The sequence below is a fragment of the Mixta gaviniae genome (assembly GCF_002953195.1).
Taxonomy (GTDB): domain Bacteria; phylum Pseudomonadota; class Gammaproteobacteria; order Enterobacterales; family Enterobacteriaceae; genus Mixta; species Mixta gaviniae.
Genome location: NZ_CP026377.1, coordinates 2,801,808 through 2,818,724, shown reverse-complemented (window position 1 = coordinate 2,818,724; position 16,917 = coordinate 2,801,808). Strand labels below are relative to the sequence as shown.

Annotated in this window: 14 protein-coding genes, 1 tRNA gene and 1 pseudogene; 7 read left to right on the top strand and 9 right to left on the bottom strand. The window is 60.7% G+C overall.

All coding sequences use genetic code 11. The features are described from left to right. The first annotated feature begins 98 nt into the window (after nt 1-98). The 5 genes from phnF to mdtI all read left to right on the top strand — a co-directional run bounded on the left by phnF (nt 99) and on the right by mdtI (nt 4,499). The gene (phnF, locus tag C2E15_RS13200) at nt 99-836 is read left to right on the top strand and encodes a phosphonate metabolism transcriptional regulator PhnF (RefSeq protein WP_104957776.1); all 738 of its coding nucleotides are present in this window, start codon (nt 99-101) and stop codon (nt 834-836) included. Beyond that, on the top strand, nt 836-1,387 hold the full coding sequence (gene phnH, locus C2E15_RS13195; protein ID WP_104957775.1) for a phosphonate C-P lyase system protein PhnH: 552 nt from the start codon (nt 836-838) through the stop codon (nt 1,385-1,387). Before phnF ends, phnH begins: the two co-directional genes overlap by 1 nt. Nucleotides 1,388-1,885: 498 nt before the next feature. Then, on the top strand, nt 1,886-3,181 hold the full coding sequence (locus C2E15_RS13190; protein ID WP_104957774.1) for an NCS2 family permease: 1,296 nt from the start codon (nt 1,886-1,888) through the stop codon (nt 3,179-3,181). 633 nt (nt 3,182-3,814) lie between these two features. Continuing rightward, nucleotides 3,815-4,183 carry a multidrug/spermidine efflux SMR transporter subunit MdtJ gene (mdtJ, locus tag C2E15_RS13185; RefSeq protein ID WP_104959178.1) on the top strand — a complete coding sequence of 123 codons (369 nt, stop codon included), beginning with the start codon at nt 3,815-3,817 and terminating at the stop codon, nt 4,181-4,183. After that, the gene (gene mdtI / locus C2E15_RS13180) at nt 4,170-4,499 is read left to right on the top strand and encodes a multidrug/spermidine efflux SMR transporter subunit MdtI (RefSeq protein ID WP_104957773.1); all 330 of its coding nucleotides are present in this window, start codon (nt 4,170-4,172) and stop codon (nt 4,497-4,499) included. Before mdtJ ends, mdtI begins: the two co-directional genes overlap by 14 nt. A gap of 180 nt (nt 4,500-4,679) precedes the next feature. On the opposite strand, the pseudogene C2E15_RS13175 reads toward mdtI, so the two are convergent. The 5 genes and pseudogenes from C2E15_RS13175 to C2E15_RS13155 form a co-directional block, all read right to left on the bottom strand. Next, nucleotides 4,680-6,139: pseudogene (locus C2E15_RS13175) on the bottom strand (AMP nucleosidase). 64 nt (nt 6,140-6,203) lie between these two features. After that, the gene (locus tag C2E15_RS13170) at nt 6,204-8,507 is read right to left on the bottom strand and encodes a xanthine dehydrogenase family protein molybdopterin-binding subunit (protein WP_104957772.1); all 2,304 of its coding nucleotides are present in this window, start codon (nt 8,505-8,507) and stop codon (nt 6,204-6,206) included. Further along, entirely contained in the window at nt 8,504-9,502 is a 999-nt protein-coding gene (locus C2E15_RS13165) for an FAD binding domain-containing protein (RefSeq protein WP_104957771.1), read from the bottom strand. The genes C2E15_RS13170 and C2E15_RS13165 overlap by 4 nt, the downstream gene beginning before the upstream one ends. Next, nucleotides 9,499-9,990 (bottom strand): (2Fe-2S)-binding protein, encoded by a 492-nt coding sequence (locus tag C2E15_RS13160; RefSeq protein ID WP_104957770.1) that lies wholly within the window; start codon nt 9,988-9,990, stop codon nt 9,499-9,501. Before C2E15_RS13160 ends, C2E15_RS13165 begins: the two co-directional genes overlap by 4 nt. Before the next feature lie 234 nt (nt 9,991-10,224). Continuing rightward, entirely contained in the window at nt 10,225-10,485 is a 261-nt protein-coding gene (locus C2E15_RS13155) for a hypothetical protein (RefSeq protein WP_104957769.1), read from the bottom strand. Nucleotides 10,486-10,687: 202 nt separating this feature from the next. Between C2E15_RS13155 and C2E15_RS13150 the strand changes: the two genes are divergently transcribed. Beyond that, the gene (locus tag C2E15_RS13150; RefSeq protein WP_104957768.1) at nt 10,688-10,978 is read left to right on the top strand and encodes a putative quinol monooxygenase; all 291 of its coding nucleotides are present in this window, start codon (nt 10,688-10,690) and stop codon (nt 10,976-10,978) included. 104 nt (nt 10,979-11,082) lie between these two features. Here C2E15_RS13150 and C2E15_RS13145 read toward each other — a convergent pair whose 3' ends face one another. Next, complete coding sequence (locus tag C2E15_RS13145; protein WP_104957767.1) at nt 11,083-12,540, bottom strand: sulfatase-like hydrolase/transferase; 1,458 nt, start codon at nt 12,538-12,540, stop codon at nt 11,083-11,085. A 753-nt stretch (nt 12,541-13,293) separates the two neighbouring features. Next, nucleotides 13,294-13,369: transfer RNA gene (locus C2E15_RS13140), tRNA-Asn, on the bottom strand. Nucleotides 13,370-13,695: 326 nt separating this feature from the next. On the opposite strand from C2E15_RS13140, the gene C2E15_RS13135 reads away from it, so the two are divergent. After that, entirely contained in the window at nt 13,696-15,126 is a 1,431-nt protein-coding gene (locus C2E15_RS13135; RefSeq protein WP_104957766.1) for an EmmdR/YeeO family multidrug/toxin efflux MATE transporter, read from the top strand. A gap of 261 nt (nt 15,127-15,387) precedes the next feature. Here the strand turns inward: C2E15_RS13135 and C2E15_RS13130 are convergent, their stop codons facing one another. After that, the gene (locus C2E15_RS13130) at nt 15,388-15,885 is read right to left on the bottom strand and encodes a pyridoxamine 5'-phosphate oxidase family protein (protein WP_104957765.1); all 498 of its coding nucleotides are present in this window, start codon (nt 15,883-15,885) and stop codon (nt 15,388-15,390) included. A 74-nt stretch (nt 15,886-15,959) separates the two neighbouring features. Continuing rightward, nucleotides 15,960-16,862: a LysR family transcriptional regulator gene (locus C2E15_RS13125; protein ID WP_104957764.1), complete on the bottom strand. Its 903-nt coding sequence runs from the start codon at nt 16,860-16,862 to the stop codon at nt 15,960-15,962. Nucleotides 16,863-16,917 lie beyond the last annotated feature (55 nt).

The window sequence follows — 16,917 nt, the reverse complement described above, 5'->3', positions numbered from 1 at the left end:
CGCGCTGCCACCGGCGCGTCACCCGGCTGTCATCTTGCTTCGGCAGAGTAGCGCCATAAGCCGCGCCGGACCGGACGCGGCGGCATGAGGAACAGACTATGACCGGGCTATCCAGACATCCGACCAGCGTTTACCAGGCGATCGCCACGCAGCTGGAGCAGGAGGTGCTGAACCGCTACCAGTCGGGCGACTACCTGCCGCCGGAGCAGCAGCTGGCGACGCGCTTTGCGGTTAACCGCCATACGCTGCGTCGGGCGGTGGATGAACTGGTAAGTAAAGGTCTGGTTTTACGTCGTCCCGGCGTCGGCGTACTGGTGCTGATGCATTCCGTCAACTATCCTCATTATACACGCGCCTGCTTTCGCCACGATTTGCGGCAGCAGGGCAGCGATACCGCCAGCGAACGTCTGCTGGCGGTGCTGCGTCCGGCCAGCCAGGAAGTGGCGGCCGCACTGGCCTGCAGGGAAGGCGAACAGGTTATCCATCTGCGCACGCTGCGTCGGATGGAAGGCGTTCCGGTCTGCGTGACCAACCATTTCCTGCCTCAGCTTGCCTGGTGGCCGCAGCTTCAGCACTACCGCAGCGGCGCGCTGCATGACTTTTTACAGCAGTGCGATCGCCCGCTCACTTTGGTGCAAACCCGTATCACTACACGTCGCGCGCAGGCGAAAGAGTGTCGGCTGTTGGCCGTGCCGCTACAGGCACCGCTGCTTTCAGTCCGCACCCTGAGCCAGGCCGCCGATGGCCGTCTGGCGGAATATGCCGTCAGCCTGGCGCGTGGCGACATGACAGAATTAACGCTTGAACACTCAGCGAAGAATAATGGAGAAGAATAATGAGTTTACTGGCAAGCCTGAACCGCCCCGTTGTTGAAACGCAGCCCGTACTGCGTCGTATTTTAAAAGCGATGAGCGAGCCCGGCGTCGCGGTGACGCTGCCCTGCGCAGAGCAGTGGGCGGGTATCTCCCCGGCCGCCAGCGCGCTGCTGGCGACCCTGAATGAGGCGGATACGCCGCTGTTGCTGGATCCGGCAATCGATACGCCGGCGCTGCGCGACAGCCTGCGCCTGAGCAACGGCGCGCCGCTGACCACAGAGCAGCCGGTCGCCTTCGCGTTACTGCACAGCGGCAGCGATCCCGACCTGGCAGCGATCTGCGCCCCCGGCGCGACGGTGATTCTGGAAGTGCCGGCGCTGAACGGCGGCCTGACGCTGCGTCTGCGCGGCCCTGGCATCCAGGAGCGCCGCGCCATTGCGCCGCAGCTGCCGCCGAAGACACTCGCTTTCCTGCGTGAATGGCCGCTTAACGGCCAGGGCGTAAACCTGATGCTGACCTGCGGCGAAATGATGATGGTGCTGCCGCGCACCGCCCAGGTCGCCGTCTGCTGATGCGCGCCTGATCGAGGGGGCAGCGCAAGCCCCCTGAGTCGGCAACCCTGCCTGCTTAACATGTCCCGCTAAGATCCCGCCTTCCCGAGGTTTCCTGATAACGATGCGCGCCCGCCGCGTGCGTCACAGCGACCACGCCTGCCCGCCACCGTTTCCTCCCGATACGATAAGAAAGGTGTTGTCGCCCACCCCGATACAGAGAGGTTATACGGCTTATACCGCGCCGGGCGACGGGGCGGCCCGATCGCTGTAAACCCAGGCTGCCACCGGATGAGTAAGCTGGCTGCGGGTTAATCCCCGTTTTAGTGCAATGCTTGTTTATGGCGCCTCGTGATGGTGCAGAGGCGGCTGGCAGGCAGGATGGGATGGCGCGGCGGCCGGAAAAGCGGGGCGGCAGCTGTGGCATAGCGCTTGCTAAACAGAAAAGCTCTTATTCCTGTTATTTCGGCAAGAGAAACCTCACGCAAGTGACGACGCTAACGCTACGAGAGATGCAGCATGCTAGAAAAACTATTTCAATTAAAAGCACACAACACCACGGTGCGCACCGAAGTGATAGCCGGTCTCACCACCTTCCTGGCAATGGCCTATATCCTGTTTGTTAACCCCACGATCCTTAGCGCCACCGGCATGGATAAGGGCGCGGTGTTTGTCGCCACCTGCCTGGCAGCGGCCATCGGTTCGCTGCTGATGGGGCTTATCGCTAACTATCCCATTGCGCTGGCGCCGGGCATGGGGCTGAACGCCTTTTTCACCTATACCGTCGTGCTGCATATGGGCTACAGCTGGCAAATTGCGCTGGGCGCGGTATTCCTCTCGGCATTGATCTTTTTTGCTCTCTCGATTTTTAAAATCCGTGAATGGATCATCGCCAGTATTCCGCTGCCGCTGCGATCGGGCATCGCGGCGGGCATTGGCCTGTTCCTGGCAATCATCGCCCTGCAGGGGTCAGGCATCGTGGTCGGCAATCCGGCGACGCTGGTCGGTATTGGCGATCTGACCCGGCCCGGCCCGTTGCTGGCGATACTGGGCTTTATCATTATCGTGGTGCTGGAGGCGCGGCGCGTGACCGGCGCGGTGCTGATCGGCATTCTGGCAGTGACCTTTCTTTCGATGGCGCTCGGTCTGTCGCCGTTTGCCGGCATCTTCTCCGCACCCCCCTCTATTGCGCCAACCTTTATGCAGCTGGATATCAAAGGCGCACTCGATATTTCGCTGGTGAGCGTGATCTTCGCTTTTTTGTTTGTCGACGTATTTGATAACTCAGGCACGCTGATTGGCGTGACGAAGCGCGCCGGGCTGGCGGATGAGCAGGGCAACATCCCGAAAATGGGCAAGGCGCTGATTGCCGACAGCGCCGCCGCGTTGTTCGGCTCGCTGCTGGGTACCTCAACCACCACCAGCTATATCGAATCGGCGGCGGGCGTCAGCGCTGGCGGCCGTACCGGGCTGACGGCGATCGTCGTCGCCGTGCTGTTTCTGCTGAGCCTGTTCTTTGCGCCGCTCGCCTCCAGCGTGCCGGTTTACGCCACCGCGCCTGCGCTGCTGTTTATCGCCGTGCTGATGACCTCTGGTCTGGCGGAGATTGACTGGAAAGATATTACTACCGCCGCCCCGGTGACCGTCACCGCCCTGACGATGCCGCTGACCTATTCGATCGCTAACGGTATCGCTTTCGGCTTTATCACCTGGACGCTGGTGAAGCTGCTGAGCGGGCGCCGGCACGAGCTGAACGCCGCGCTGATCGTGCTGTCGGTACTGTTTGTGATTAAGCTCGGCTGGCTGAGCGCCTGATATGGCGCGCCGCCGGAGCTTCTCTGTTTCGGCGGTCGCTTTTCCTTTCCGACGCCGCCGGGGCTTCTCTGTTTCGGCGCCCGCTTTTCCCCTCTCCGGACGCCGCTAACGGCGCTGGGCCGCCACCCTGCAACGCTGCCTGCTACGCGCCTCTGTTACGTAGCGCCCGGCGCGGCGACATTTGGTAAAATCGCACGCACAATTGATTCAGGTCAGCAAAAATAACCATTAGTCGCGGAAGATTTCCTTAAACAGCAACTTCATGCTATATTTGCTGCGTAAAACGTTATTTCATCAATTAATGAGGCACTGAAGCAGGTCATTTTTACTTACTGACACAGTGAACAAATATGCTGACAGATAGTAAAGCATTCTCCCCCAACGTCTTCGTCTTCATCCTGAACGCGCCGGCTTTCCTCTGCGAAACCCACTGGTGCAGCGAGCTGTAGCGCCACGCATTCTCCTTTAGCCACTGCGCGTCTGCGCGGCCGATCTGCTGGTCGGGCGTAATGGCGGCCCTGCTGGCTAACTATTCAACTTTCAGGTTTTTTTATTCATCTCCTCACGTCAGGCGGCATGCTTACGGCGTCAGGAGTGGGTTTGGCAGTTTTTTACCTTTTTGAGGGCTATAACATGAAGTACTGGCTATTTTTACTTTTTTCTATCGTTGCGGAAGTGGCAGGTACGCTGTCGATGAAGTTCGCCAGCCTGTATGGCGGTCAGGCGGGTCACCTGGCGATGTATGTGATGGTAACGCTCTCCTATATCGCGCTGTCGATGGCGATCAAACGTATCGCGCTCGGGGTGGCCTATGCGCTGTGGGAAGGGCTTGGCGTGTTGCTGATTACTCTGTGCAGCGTCGCCTGGTTCGCGGAGCCGCTGCCGCTGCTGAAGGCGTGCGGTCTGCTGGTACTCATCGCGGGTATCGTGCTGTTGAACGGCGGCACGGAAAAGACGCGCGCGCGCAAAGCGGAGCAGGGAGGCCAGCATGCAAACGCTTAATTATGTCCATATCGCATTTTTAATGCTGGCGGTGGTGCTGGAGATCGCCGCCAATATCTTCCTGAAGTATTCCGATGGCTTTCGTAAGTGGCTGCCGGGTCTGCTGTCGCTGCTGTTGGTCATGGGCGCTTTTAGCGCGCTGGGCCAGGCGGTAAAAGGGATCGATCTGGCGGTGGCCTACGCGCTGTGGGGCGGCTTCGGCGTTATTGCCACGCTGGCGGCGGGCTGGATCCTGTTCGGCCAGCGCCTGCGTCCGCGCGGCTGGATTGGCCTGTCGCTGCTGCTGGTCGGTATGGTGATGATCAAGCTGGCCTGATGCGCCAGACGCTCCCTGACGTGACAGCACGACAGAGAGCGCCTTTATGCCGCCGTGTTATCGGCGGCACGTGCAGGAAAGAGCCAGCCGACGCCGCGACATTCCGGGCCGCCGCGCTATCGGCGGCACGCGCAAAAAAGGGCGCCCGCGGGCGCCCTGAGCAGAGAGACTCTGTCTCGGTTAGCGAAACGGCGGCTCATTAAAGGTACGCAGCTTACGCGAGTGCAGCTTGTCCCCTTCGGCGCGCAGCAGCTCTACCGCGCGAATGCCGATCTGCAGATGTTCGGAGATCGCCCCTTCATAAAAGCGGTTTGCCTGGCCCGGTAGTTTAATTTCGCCATGCAGCGGCTTATCGGAAACGCACAGCATGGTGCCGTAAGGCACGCGGAAACGGTAGCCCTGGGCGGCGATGGTGGCGCTTTCCATATCGACGGCGACCGCGCGGCTAAGGTTAAAGCGCAGCGCCGAGGCGGAGTAGCGCAGCTCCCAGTTGCGGTCGTCGGTGGTGACCACTGTGCCGGTGCGTAGCCGTCTTTTTACCTCTTCGCCCGGCATACCGCTGATCTCTTTGGTGGCGTCATACAGCGCACGCTGTACCTCGGCGATGCTGGGGATCGGAATATCGGGCGGCAGCACCGCATCCAGCACATGATCGTCGCGCAGGTAAGCGTGTGCCAGCACATAGTCGCCGATCTGCTGGCTTTCGCGCAGGCCGCCGCAGTGGCCGATCATTAGCCAGGCGTGCGGGCGCAACACTGCCAGATGATCGCAGATGGTTTTCGCGTTGGAAGGGCCGACGCCGATATTCACCAACGTAATGCCGCGTCTGTCCGGCGCGGTCAGGTGCCAGGCAGGCATCTGATGCTTTTTCCATGCCAGATCGGAGAGCGCCTCTTCGGCGTTTTCGGTCTCTTTGGTGATAAAGGCGCCGCCGGCGCAGGAAAGCCCGGTATAGGGGCTGTTCTCATCGGCGATCTGCTCGCAGGCCCAGCGCACAAACTCATCGACATAGCGCGTATAGTTGGTGAACAGAATAAAGGGCTGGAAATGTTCCGGCGGCGTACCGGTATAGTGACGCAGGCGCGCCAGCGAAAAATCGGTGCGCAGCGCGTCGAAATGGCTGAGCGGGAAAATGCTGGTGGTATTGAAAATACCGTCCGCCGTTTCGTCGCCAATGTTCGCCAGATCGGTAGTGGGGAAGTGCTTCGCCAGCGCGCTGCTCATGGTGCGGTCCAGCTCAAGATCGGAACCGTCAATCACATAGGGGAAAGGGATCTCCTGGCGTGACGGGCCCACTTCAATAGTGACTTCGTAGTCGCGCTCGATCACTGACAGCTGCTCGCGCAGATAGTGGCGCAGCAGTTCCGGGCGGGTAATGGTGGTGGCGTAGCTGCCGGCATGGCTGAACCGGCCCAGGCGCGGCTGCGGTCTTTATGCGGCGAGGCGCCGTCCCAGCTGATGCGCAGCTCCGGATAAACAAACAGGCCGTCGGCGCGTGCCTGCGCGTCCGGCAGCGCGCCTTCTTCAATAAAGGTTTTAATCGCATCGCGCAGGGCATTCACGGCCTGGTAGTAAAGGGCATCCAGTCGCTCCAGCGCCTGCGCGGTGGTCAATCCATTAGCGGAATGGGCAATGGCCATGGTCTCTCCTCAGGTTTTCAGCTCTGCGTTGCACTATAGCTTAGAACCATTCCGCTTATCCCGGTTAGTCCTGTAACATTTTCTCCAGGGTAATCGGCAGATCTCGGATGCGCTTGCCGGTGGCGTGAAAGACCGCATTGCTGATGGCCGCCGCCACGCCGACAATCCCCAGTTCGCCAACCGCCTTGCCGCCCAGCGCGCTTGCCTGATAATCCGGTTCGCCGACGTTAATCACTGTCATATCGGGAATATCGGCGTTCACCGCCACCAGATAATCCGCCAGGCTGGCGTTGAGAATACGGCCGTTATCATCGTCAATCTCGCCGCCTTCCAGCAGCGCCTGGCCGATACCCATCACCATCGCGCCGATCCACTGGCTTTCCGCCAGCTTCGGATTATAGAGACGCCCGCTATCGAAGGCGCCGACGATACGCCGCACGCGCACCGTGCCGAAATCCTCATCTACCGCAACCTCGACGAACACCGCGCTCCAGCTGTGCGCCGAATAGCCGCCCGAGGTAGGCGGGATCATCTTCGATGAGGTGCGGTCGGCCGCCTCGCGATCCTGCTGCGTGGCGTCGGGTGGAAAGGTATCAGCATGGGCCTCCAGCGAATCGCGTCCGGCGCAGCGCAGCAGATCGGCGAAGCTCAGGCTGCTGCCGGGCTGGCTGAACAGGCGTAGCTGCCCCTGCTCGAGAAGGACATCTTCGCGCCGTGCGCCGAACAGCGGCGAATCGGCGCTGCCGACCGCCAGCGCGATCAGCGCTTCGCGCAGTTTCAGCGCGGTTTTATATACCGCCGCGGTCAGCAGGTTCGCCAGTTGCGAACCGCCCGCCACCGGCGCGCGCGGCAGATCGGTGTCGCCCAGGCTGACGCTGATGCGATCGGAAGCGACGCTCAGCACCTCGGCGGCGGTCTGCGCCAGAATGGTATAGGTGCCGGTGCCGATATCAGCACCGCTGCTGCGCACCTCCAGCGTGCCGTCCTGATTCAAACGGATCGCCGCCTCGCCCGGTGTGCGCCGTACCGGATAACTGCCGGAGGCCATGCCCCAGCCGATACGCTGGCGTCCTTCACGCAGCGTGCCCGGCTCCAACGGGCGCTGCGCCCAGCCGAAGGCCTGCGCTCCCGCCTGATACGCTTCGCGCAGCCGTCGCGAACTCCACGGGATGTTCGCCTGCGGATCCTGCCCGGCATAGTTGCGCAGCCGCAGCGCCAGCGGATCGAGCTTCAGCGCGTACGCCAGCTCATCCATCGCCACCTCCAGCGCCCAGCTGCTCGGGTTTTCGCCCGGCGCGCGCATCCAGCCGGGATTGACGGTGTTCACCGGCACCAGCTGATGACGCGACCTGAAGTGGGGCACCGCATACATAATGGCGGTCACCGAATTGCACGGCTCCAGGTGGGTATCGTCACGCGCGGTCTCATTCCAGCTTTCATGAACGATCGCCTGCAGCTTGCCCTCGCTGTCGGCGGCCAGCTGCAGCGCCTGACGCGTGCGCGGTCGGCCGCCGAAGCCGGTAAAGGTTTGCCCGCGCGTCAATACCAGCTTCACCGGACGGCCCAGCGCGCGCGAGGCGGCGCAGGCGAGCGCGGAGTGGGGCTGTATGCCGCCCTTCGAGCCGAAGCCGCCGCCGGTAAAGGGCGACAGCACGCGCACCTTGTCAATATCGATGCCCATCCACTGCGCCACCACGCTGCGCGCGCCGCCGACCCACTGGCTTGGCTCCCAGAGCGTAATCGCGCCGTCGCGCCAGTCGGCGATGCAGCCGTGCAGCTCAATTGGCAGGTTATATTCACGCGGCGTAGTGTAGACACCGCTGACCGTTACGCTGGCGTCACGCAGCGCCTGCTGCGCGTCGCCCCATTCGATAGCCAAATCGTCAACCGGCCTGGGCTGGGCGAGGGGATCGTCAGGATGGATAATGGCGGGCCGCACCTCGTACTCGATCTGAATGGTCGCCGCCGCCGCTTTCGCCTGCTCCAGCGTTTCCGCCACCACCAGCGCCACATGCTGGCCGTTCCAGCGCACGCCGGGACCCTGCAGCGGCACAAAGGCCTGCGCCGCCGCGCCGCCGCTGGCGAAAGTGGCGGCCGGATGGATCGTCAGCCCGCTTTCATGGGTGTAGACCGCCAGCACGCCCGGCATCCGGCGCGCGCTTTCGCTGTCGATATGGGTAATTTCCCCTTCGGGGATCGAGGATTGCACGACCACGGCGTGGCAGAGGTTCTCCATCGGATGATCCACGGCGTAGCGCGCCAGCCCCTGAACTTTCAGCTGGCCGTCGGCGCGCTCGCGGCGCGTACCCAGCCCCTGAATCGTCGCTTCGCCGTGGGCGATATTTCGCTGTGTCAGAGTTTCGCTCATGCCTGGCCTCCCGCCGTTAACAGCGCCCGCACAATCACGCGTGGCGCCAGGGTAATTTTATAGCCGTTGTCGGTCAGCGCCTGCGCGTCCTGCATCGCCAACGGCGCCAGATCGCGCAGCTGCTGCTCATCAAACGGCTTGCCGCGCAACGCCTGCTCCAGCGCCCGGGCGCGCCAGGGTTTGGTCGCCACGCCGCCCAACGCGATGCGTACATCGCGCAGCGTGACGCCATCTTCCTCCAGCTCCAGCCCGACGGCGGCGCTGGCGGCGGCGAATTCGTAGCTGCTGCGATCGCGCACTTTCAGGTAGTGCGAGCGACGCAGCGCGGGCGACAGCGGCAGCTCAACGGCGGTGATGATTTCACCGGCATGCAGATCCTGCTCGCGATCGGGCCGGTCGCCCGGCAGCAGCAGAAAATCCTCCACCGCCACGCGGCGTTCGCTGCCGTCGGGCGCCTGCAGCAGCAGGGCGGCGTCAAAGGCGGTCAGCGCTACTGCCAGGTCGCCCGGATAGACCGCCACGCACTGTTCGCTGTTGCCCAGTACCGCATGGTTGGCGTTATGGCCGCTAAGGGCGGCGCAGCCGGAACCGGGCTGGCGTTTATTGCAGGCGTGATAACCGTGCGCATCGCGGAAATAGCTGCAGCGCGTGCGCTGCATAATGTTGCCGCCAATGGTCGCCATATTGCGCAACTGGGCGGAGGCGGCGCTGGTCAGGCTTTGCGTCAGCGCCGGCGCCGCGTTTTGCAACGCCGGATGCTGCGCCACCTGGCTCATTTTGCTCAGGCTGCCGATGCGGATAAGGGTATCGCTGACGGTGATCTCCGCGAGGCCGGTCAGCCGGGTGATATCCACCAGCGCTGCGGGCTGCTCGACGTCGCACTTCATCAGATCGATAAGCGTGGTGCCGCCCGCCAGCAGGCGATGGCCTGGCGCGCTGGCGGCCAGAGTCGCGTCGCTGAGCGCGGCGGCGCGCAGGTAGTCAAATTCCCTCATGCCGTCTGCTCCTCTTTCAGCTGCTGCGCCGCTTCGCGCACGGCAGCAACGATAAAGGGATAGGCGCCGCAGCGGCAGATATTGCCGCTCATATATTCGCGGATTTCATCGTCATTGTTGGCGTGGCCCTCGTTGATGCAGGCGACGGCGGACATGATCTGACCCGGCGTACAGTAGCCGCACTGGAAAGCGTCGTGGCGCAAAAAGGCCGCCTGCACCGCGTGCAGGGTGGCGTCCGGCCCGGCCAGGCCTTCGATGGTGGTGATGTCGCGGTCTTCCGCCTGCGCCGCCAGCGTCAGGCAGCTTAATACCCGTTCACCGTCGATATGCACAGTACAGGCGCCGCACTGTCCATGATCGCAGCCTTTTTTCGCGCCGGTAAGTTGGGCGTGTTCGCGCAGGGCGTCGAGGAGCGTGACCCGCGCGTCCAGCGCGAGAGGATGATCTTTGCCGTTGATGCGCAGCCGCATCACTCGTTGCTGAGCCATATCGAACTCCGGTTACAGGGTGGAGGATGACGGCGGCCGTCGCGCTTCAGCGCCTGGCAACGCTGTCCACATTGCGTTCAAAAGAAAAACAACAGCGGCCGCCGGAGCGACCTTATTATGTAAAGGGATAAGTGTAGACGCTCTGTGGGCGAACAGAGGAAGCGGCAGGGGCGAGCCGCCGCGCGGCAGGCCGGCAAAAGAGGGGGCAGGCCGTCCTCCGGGGACGGCTGCGGATTAATGAACCATATGGTTGTGCGTGGGGGCGCCGGTTTGCAGCAGCACCAACAGCTGCGACAGTGGATTGCTCAGCACAAACTGGTGGCAGCCGGTGCTGGCCATCAGCTGTGACATCGCTACCGCCAGGTTAGCCAGCGCGGTTTCCGGCGGCATATTTTGCTGCTGCAGCAGGCTCAGCAGCTGCTGGACGGCGTCCTGATTGGCGGCCGCGACGATGTTTTGCGGCTGTTGAGGTAAGGTTTCATCGCACGTTTTCATACGCGAGGCTCCTGACTAACGAATTCCAGATAATCCTCAGCGCTATATAGGCGCGCTTCTGCCATTTTCAAGAGCAAAAAATCACCGGTCGCATCGTCTGACTAAGCGCTGCGTGCCTCTTCGCCGGGATTGGCATACTGCATCTGGTCAGAATCGACTATCCTGACCAGGAGATTTATTTAACCGATACAGGAGAAACAGCATGAGCCAGGCTATTACCATCGTTGCGACCATTATCGCTAAAGCGGGCGAGGCGGAAGCCGTTGAGCAGGCGCTGCGCACCGCCGAGCGCGAAGTGCATGGCGAACCAGGCTGCCAGCAGTATCAGCTGCATCAGGATCTGGAGAAGCCGGACCACTTCGTGTTGCTGGAGCGTTGGGAATCGGAAGCGCACATTCAGCAGCACAGTGAAGCGGCGCCGTTCCTGCGCCTGGTTGAGGCGATCAAAGATCGCGCCGAGCTGCAGGTCACTAAGCTGAAAACGCTGAGCTGATGCTGAAACAGGCGCGCCGCCGGGGCTGGTTGCCGCGGCGGCGCGTGCTTTACTCCTCTCCTTCTGGCTGACGGCCGTCAGCAGAAAGCCGCAGCCTCTCTGCGTCAGATATCAAACAGCGGCGGACGCTTTTCCCCCAGCGACAGCAGGTAATCGTGCGCGCTTTTTATCAGCTGCTGATAACGTTCCGGCTGCTGCGCGGCGAGATCGCGTTGCTCGCCGACGTCATTGCGCAGGTTAAACAGCAGCGGCTGCGCCAGCTTCACCGGCTGGCCGTTTTCATAGCGCGTAAACACCAGCTTATAGTCCCCTTCGCGCCACGCTTCCATTTCGCCTTTATAGAAGTAGGGCATAAAGGTGCGCGCGCTGGGCTGACGCCGTAAAAAGGCGGCGCTTAAGTCAAAGCCGTCCAGCGTTTGCTGCGCGTGTGCGCTGCCGGTGATCGCCATCAGCGTGGGCAGCAGATCGAGGGTGCTGCCGATATCCTCTACCACCGCAGGCGCGATGTTGCCCGGCCAGCTGATAATAAAAGGCACGCGCTGGCCGCCTTCCCAGGGCGTGCTTTTGCCGTCGCGCAGCGGCTGCGCCGAGCCGGAAACGCCATATTTGTCATACATCAGCCAGGGGCCGTTATCGGAGGTGAAAATCACGATGGTGTTTTCCGCCAGCTGGTTATCCTGCAGCGCCTGATAGATCTGGCCTACCGACCAGTCGATCTCCAGCATGATATCGCCGTAACGGTTGTGGCCTTTGCCTTTGAACTCCGGCGAGCCGAACAGCGGCACATGGGTTTGCGGATAGGCCATATAGATGAAGAAGGGGTGATCTTTATTCTCGCTGATATAGTTGACCGCCTTCTCCGTCACCACTTTGGTAAAGCTGGCCTGCTGGAAGCCCTGCGGCACCAGATAATCAACCTGCTGCCCTTTATAGCGATAGGAGTGATAAAGCGGCACGTTCCAGTATGCCTGGCGCGGCGCGCTGTTACCCTTTTCTACAATCGCGAGGGTATTTTTAACGGTCTGCGGATCGGAAGAGGTGAGGCCGTCAAACAGATCGACCTGCGTGCTGTAGCAGTCATTGCTGATGGGAATGCCGAACCATTCGTCAAAGCCGTGACGGGTGGGGAACTGCTCCGGCTGATTGCCGAGGTGCCATTTGCCATACATGATGGTGCGGTAGCCGTTTTGCCGCAGCGAATCGGCGATAGTGATCTCATCAGCGGGAAAACCGTCGGGATCTTTTTCCAGCAGTACCGGGGTTTGCGCGCCATACAGGCCGGTGCGCGTTTCCAGGCGGCCGGTCATTAGTCCGCCGCGGCTGGGCGAACAGACCGGCGAAGAGACATAGAAATTGGTCCAGCGCTGGCCGCTGGCCGCCAGCCGATCAAGATGCGCGGTGGGGGTTTTCGCGCCCTGCACGGACATATCGGCCCAGCCCATATCATCAGCGAACAGCAGGATAATATTAGGACGTCCGGTTGACACCGCAGGGCTGGCCAGCGCGGGCGCCGCCGTAAAGGCAAGCGCTACCGCCGCCGCCAGACTCAGTTTAGCGTTCATCTGTTTCTCCCTTTTCAGTCACGTTAACAGCGAAAATAGACAGCTTTTTTTACCGGCATTTATTAAACGCGGATGTCACACCCTTTGCTGTCCCTGGTAGCCAGGGTGGATATGAGGCAATAAAAAACCTGACGGCGGCGCATGCAGGCCGACATCAGGTTTCGCCTCGTTATTCGAGTTACGATCGTTTTAATACCATCCGCTTTTACGCTTAAATTGCAAATCAAAACAACATTGTTGTGATCGTGTTCATTTTTTTATGCTAAATGCTATTAAATAAACCCGTAATAACAACAGGATAACGTTTATTTCGGGGCGTGGTGATTATTTTTACTGTCATGGCTTTACCGGCGTTTTTTACCGTAATAAAGAGGGGGGTATATTATACATTCTTATTAAATAGCGGGTTTAAATATACAGAGAAATGATTGCACCTATTGCGACAAGGCATAGCCGGAATAAAGAATAAGTTCACAGGATATTGAACCGGAACGCCCACCTTCAATATATCCAGGCTATTGACGCCTGCGGCAAAACAGCAATAAAGCGACAGCAATGGCGCAGGGTGACATTAAGCGGCGGGGCGACAATCTCTGCGCAGAGTGGCATTAAGCGGCGGGGTGACAACAACCTCGGCGCAGGGTGACATGAAGCAGCAGGGCGACAACAATGGTGCAGGGTGACATGAAGCGGCCACGTCGGCTAAAAAGCAAAAAGCCCGCTCGGGTTTCCCTGAGCGGGCTTCTCTGAATATGGCTCCTCTGACTGGACTCGAACCAGTGACATACGGATTAACAGTCCGCCGTTCTACCGACTGAACTACAGAGGAATCGGTTGATGGCGCGCATATTACTGATTTCCGCGCCCATGTCAAAACCCTTTTTGCATTCTGCGCTGTCGTTTGCAGAAAGCATAAGCAGTTTGCCGCTTTAACCAGCAGCAGCGGCCCAATAAGTGGCTTTTTTAACGGATTGGCGCGCGGGCCTGGAGAAACCTTCAGCGTAGGATCGTGGCGGGGCGAAAACGGCCAGCGGCGGCGGCGGCGAAAAACGGAAGTTGTAATAAAGCGTTAAACCGCATCGGAAAGATTTTGCATAATCGCTGACCATTGCCCATCATCATAATTCTCACCTTCATCAAGTCATTGGGTCGATCTTGCAAACTTTACTCGTCAAACTGCGGCGCGCCATTGAAGGCACGGCGTGGTATCCAAAACGGCGCTCCTACCGGGTGCTGTTCTGGCGTGAAATCACGCCGCTGGCGGTGCCGATCTTTATCGAAAACCTCTGCGTGCTGCTGATGGGAGTGCTGAGTACCTTCCTGGTTAGCTGGCTGGGAAAAGAGGCGATGGCGGGCGTTGGGCTGGCCGATAGCTTCAATATGGTAGTGATCTCCTTTTTCGCCGCGGTCGATCTCGGCACCACGGTGGTGGTGGCCTTTAGCCTTGGCAAGCGCGACGGCGATCGCGCCCGTGCGGCGACGCGTCAGTCGCTGGCGTTGATGACGGTGATGTCGCTGCTGCTGGTGGGGGTGATTGAGTTCTACGGCCACGTGATTATCGATGGTATCGCCGGCAGCGCCTCGCCGCAGGTTAAAGAGCTGGCGCTGAGCTATCTGCAAACCTCCGCCTGGAGCTATCCGGCGGCGGCGATCGCCCTGATCGGCAGCGGCGCGCTACGTGGCGCGGGCAATACTAAAATTCCGATGCTGATTAACGGCGGGATGAATATCCTGAACATTGTCATCAGCGGCGTGCTGATCTACGGCTGCTTCTCGTGGGAGGGGCTGGGGTTTGTCGGCGCAGGCCTGGGGCTGACTATCTCACGCTATATCGGCGCCATCGGGGTGATCGTGGTGCTGATGGTGGGCTTTAACCCGGCGCTGCGTATTCCGCTGCGCAGCTACTTCAGCCGCTGGAACAGCAAAATTCTGATGGAGGTGCTGGGCATCGGCGTGCCTGCCAGTATCGAATCGGTGCTGTTTAACGGCGGCAAGCTGCTGACGCAGGTGTTTGTCGCCGGTATGGGCACCAGCGAAATCGCCGGTAACTTTATCGCGTTCTCTATCGCCTCGCTGATTAACCTGCCGGGCAACGCCCTTGGCTCCGCCTCGACCATTATCGTTGGCACACGACTGGGGAAAAATCAGATTGGCCAGGCGACGCGCCAGCTGAAACATATTTTCTGGCTGGCGACCTTCGGCCTGTGTGCGCTGGCCTTCCTATCGGCGCCGTTCGCCGGGCTGCTGGCGCGGTTCTATACGCGTGAACAGGATGTGATTGATGTGGTGAAACATCTGGTCTGGCTGAATGCTGCCTGTATGCCGATCTGGGCCGCCTCCTGGGTACTGCCCGCCGGGCTGAAGGGCGCGCGTGATGCCCGTTATACCATGTATGTTTCGATGCTGAGCATGTGGGGCGCACGCGTGGTGGCGGGTTACCTGCTGGGGATCGTGCTGGGTATGGGCGTGGTGGGCGTCTGGCTGGGCATGTTCCTTGACTGGCTGGTGCGCGGTATTTTCTTCTGGCGTCGCCTGATCAGCGGCAAGTGGCTGCAAAAATACCGGCCGGTGGCGAAACGAACCTGACGCGCGGCGGCCTTTGTGGTGCGGTGGTGCGGTGGTGCGCGGTTTTTCCTCGCGTCGGCCGATCGGCGATGAGTGGCTGCAAAATGCCGGCCGGTGGCGAAACGTATCAGGCGACTGCAGACCTCCGCCGCGCGGTAGTCATAATAAAAAAGCCCCGCCTGCACGGGGCTTTTTTGTTGCTGGCGATAATGCCAGCCACAACCGTCTTGTTTGTTACTGGCGATAATGCCAGCGACCAACATCTTTCCGGGTCGGCCGCGGTTACTCCAGCGACGACAGCATATGGCGCTGCTCTTGCCAGCGCGCCGCCACTTTTTCCGGCTCGTGAATTTTAAAGGTAACCCCGGTTGCCACCTCTGCATAGTCGGAACGATGCACCATGATATTGCCGATATCGATCTCGAATACCGCCAGGTTCAGGTCGGTCTGATCCTCTGCAATCTGAATCGCGCGGCCGCGCATTTCGATAATGCCTTTATCGTAGGCCAGCGCGACGGAGAGGCGGCCATCGCGTCGCAGGTTTTCGCTGGTCTGGGAATCGGGCCAGAGCGCGACGCGCAGCGTTTGGCGATCGATAGCAAATACTTCTCCCAGGCTAAGCTGGGCGGCATGCGGCCAGCCTTCGGCATCAACGGTGGAGAGACGCACCGCCTCATTCACCGCCTGAGGCGTGATCTCGCCGCGCAGCCGGTTGAATACCGCTTCCGGTAATTCCACGATCGGTTCAGGACGGGTGTAAACCTCACTTTGATTTTCCATGATGCCTCCGTAACAGTTTTTAAGCGTAAAGGAGAGTATAGACGGTCATAAGGAACAGGCGCGGAACGTCACCATCAGTGGTGGCTGGCGCAGGTTAGCCGCTCGGTTAAAAACCTAACCAACAGGTTCAGCGCGGCGCTGCGCGGCCTGCCCGCCACCGTTTGCAGCTGCAGCGTGCGCTGGCTCAACTGATCGACGCCGGTAGTTTTCATTATCAGGCCATCGGCCTCCGCGCCATACAGCAGAGTAAAGTGGCTGCAGAGAGTGATCGCCTGTGGCGTATGGCGCAGAAAGTGGTAGAGCGCGGAGAAGTTATCGCAGGTCAGCACCGGCTCAACGATGCTGCCGCTCATCTGGCAGGAGAGATCGAATAGCTGGCGCACCGTGGTGTTCTGCTCTGGCAGCGCCAGCGGCCAGGCGCCCAGTTCCGCCAGGTTTACCGGCCTATCCGCCAGCGGATGCGTCTGATGCATCACCAGCAGCACCGGCGCCGGCCAGGAAGCGATCACCTCGACGTCGCGCTCCGGATGCAGGCTGAACTGCAGCGCCAGATCGCATTCGCCGGCGCGCACCAGCTCCGCTACCCCCTGGCTGCTGGTGACCTTCAGCGAAAAATGCACCGCCGGATTGTCGGCGCGGAAATCAGCCAGCAGGCGCGGCAGCAGGCTAAAGGCCAACCCGTCGGTGCAGGCGATGCGGATATGGGCGCGGCGCACTGCCTTCAGCCCTTTAATTTCCGCAATGGCGTACTCCATATCCAGCAGGCTTTTCCGGACGCGGCGCGCAAAAATCTCCCCCTCTTCGGTCAGCACCATACCGCGCGCGTGACGGCGGAACAGCGGCGCGCCGACCTGCGCCTCCAGCCGCTGGATCTGCCGGCTGATGGCGGAGGCGGCAACAAACAGCTGCTCGCTGGCGGCGCTGAGCGATCCCGCTGCCGCCACCGCAAGAAAATAGCGCATTTCACTGCTTAACATCCTGGTCTCCTCAGGAGGCGTGCCTCTTTTTTGGGCAGTATAGCCTTGCTTTAAA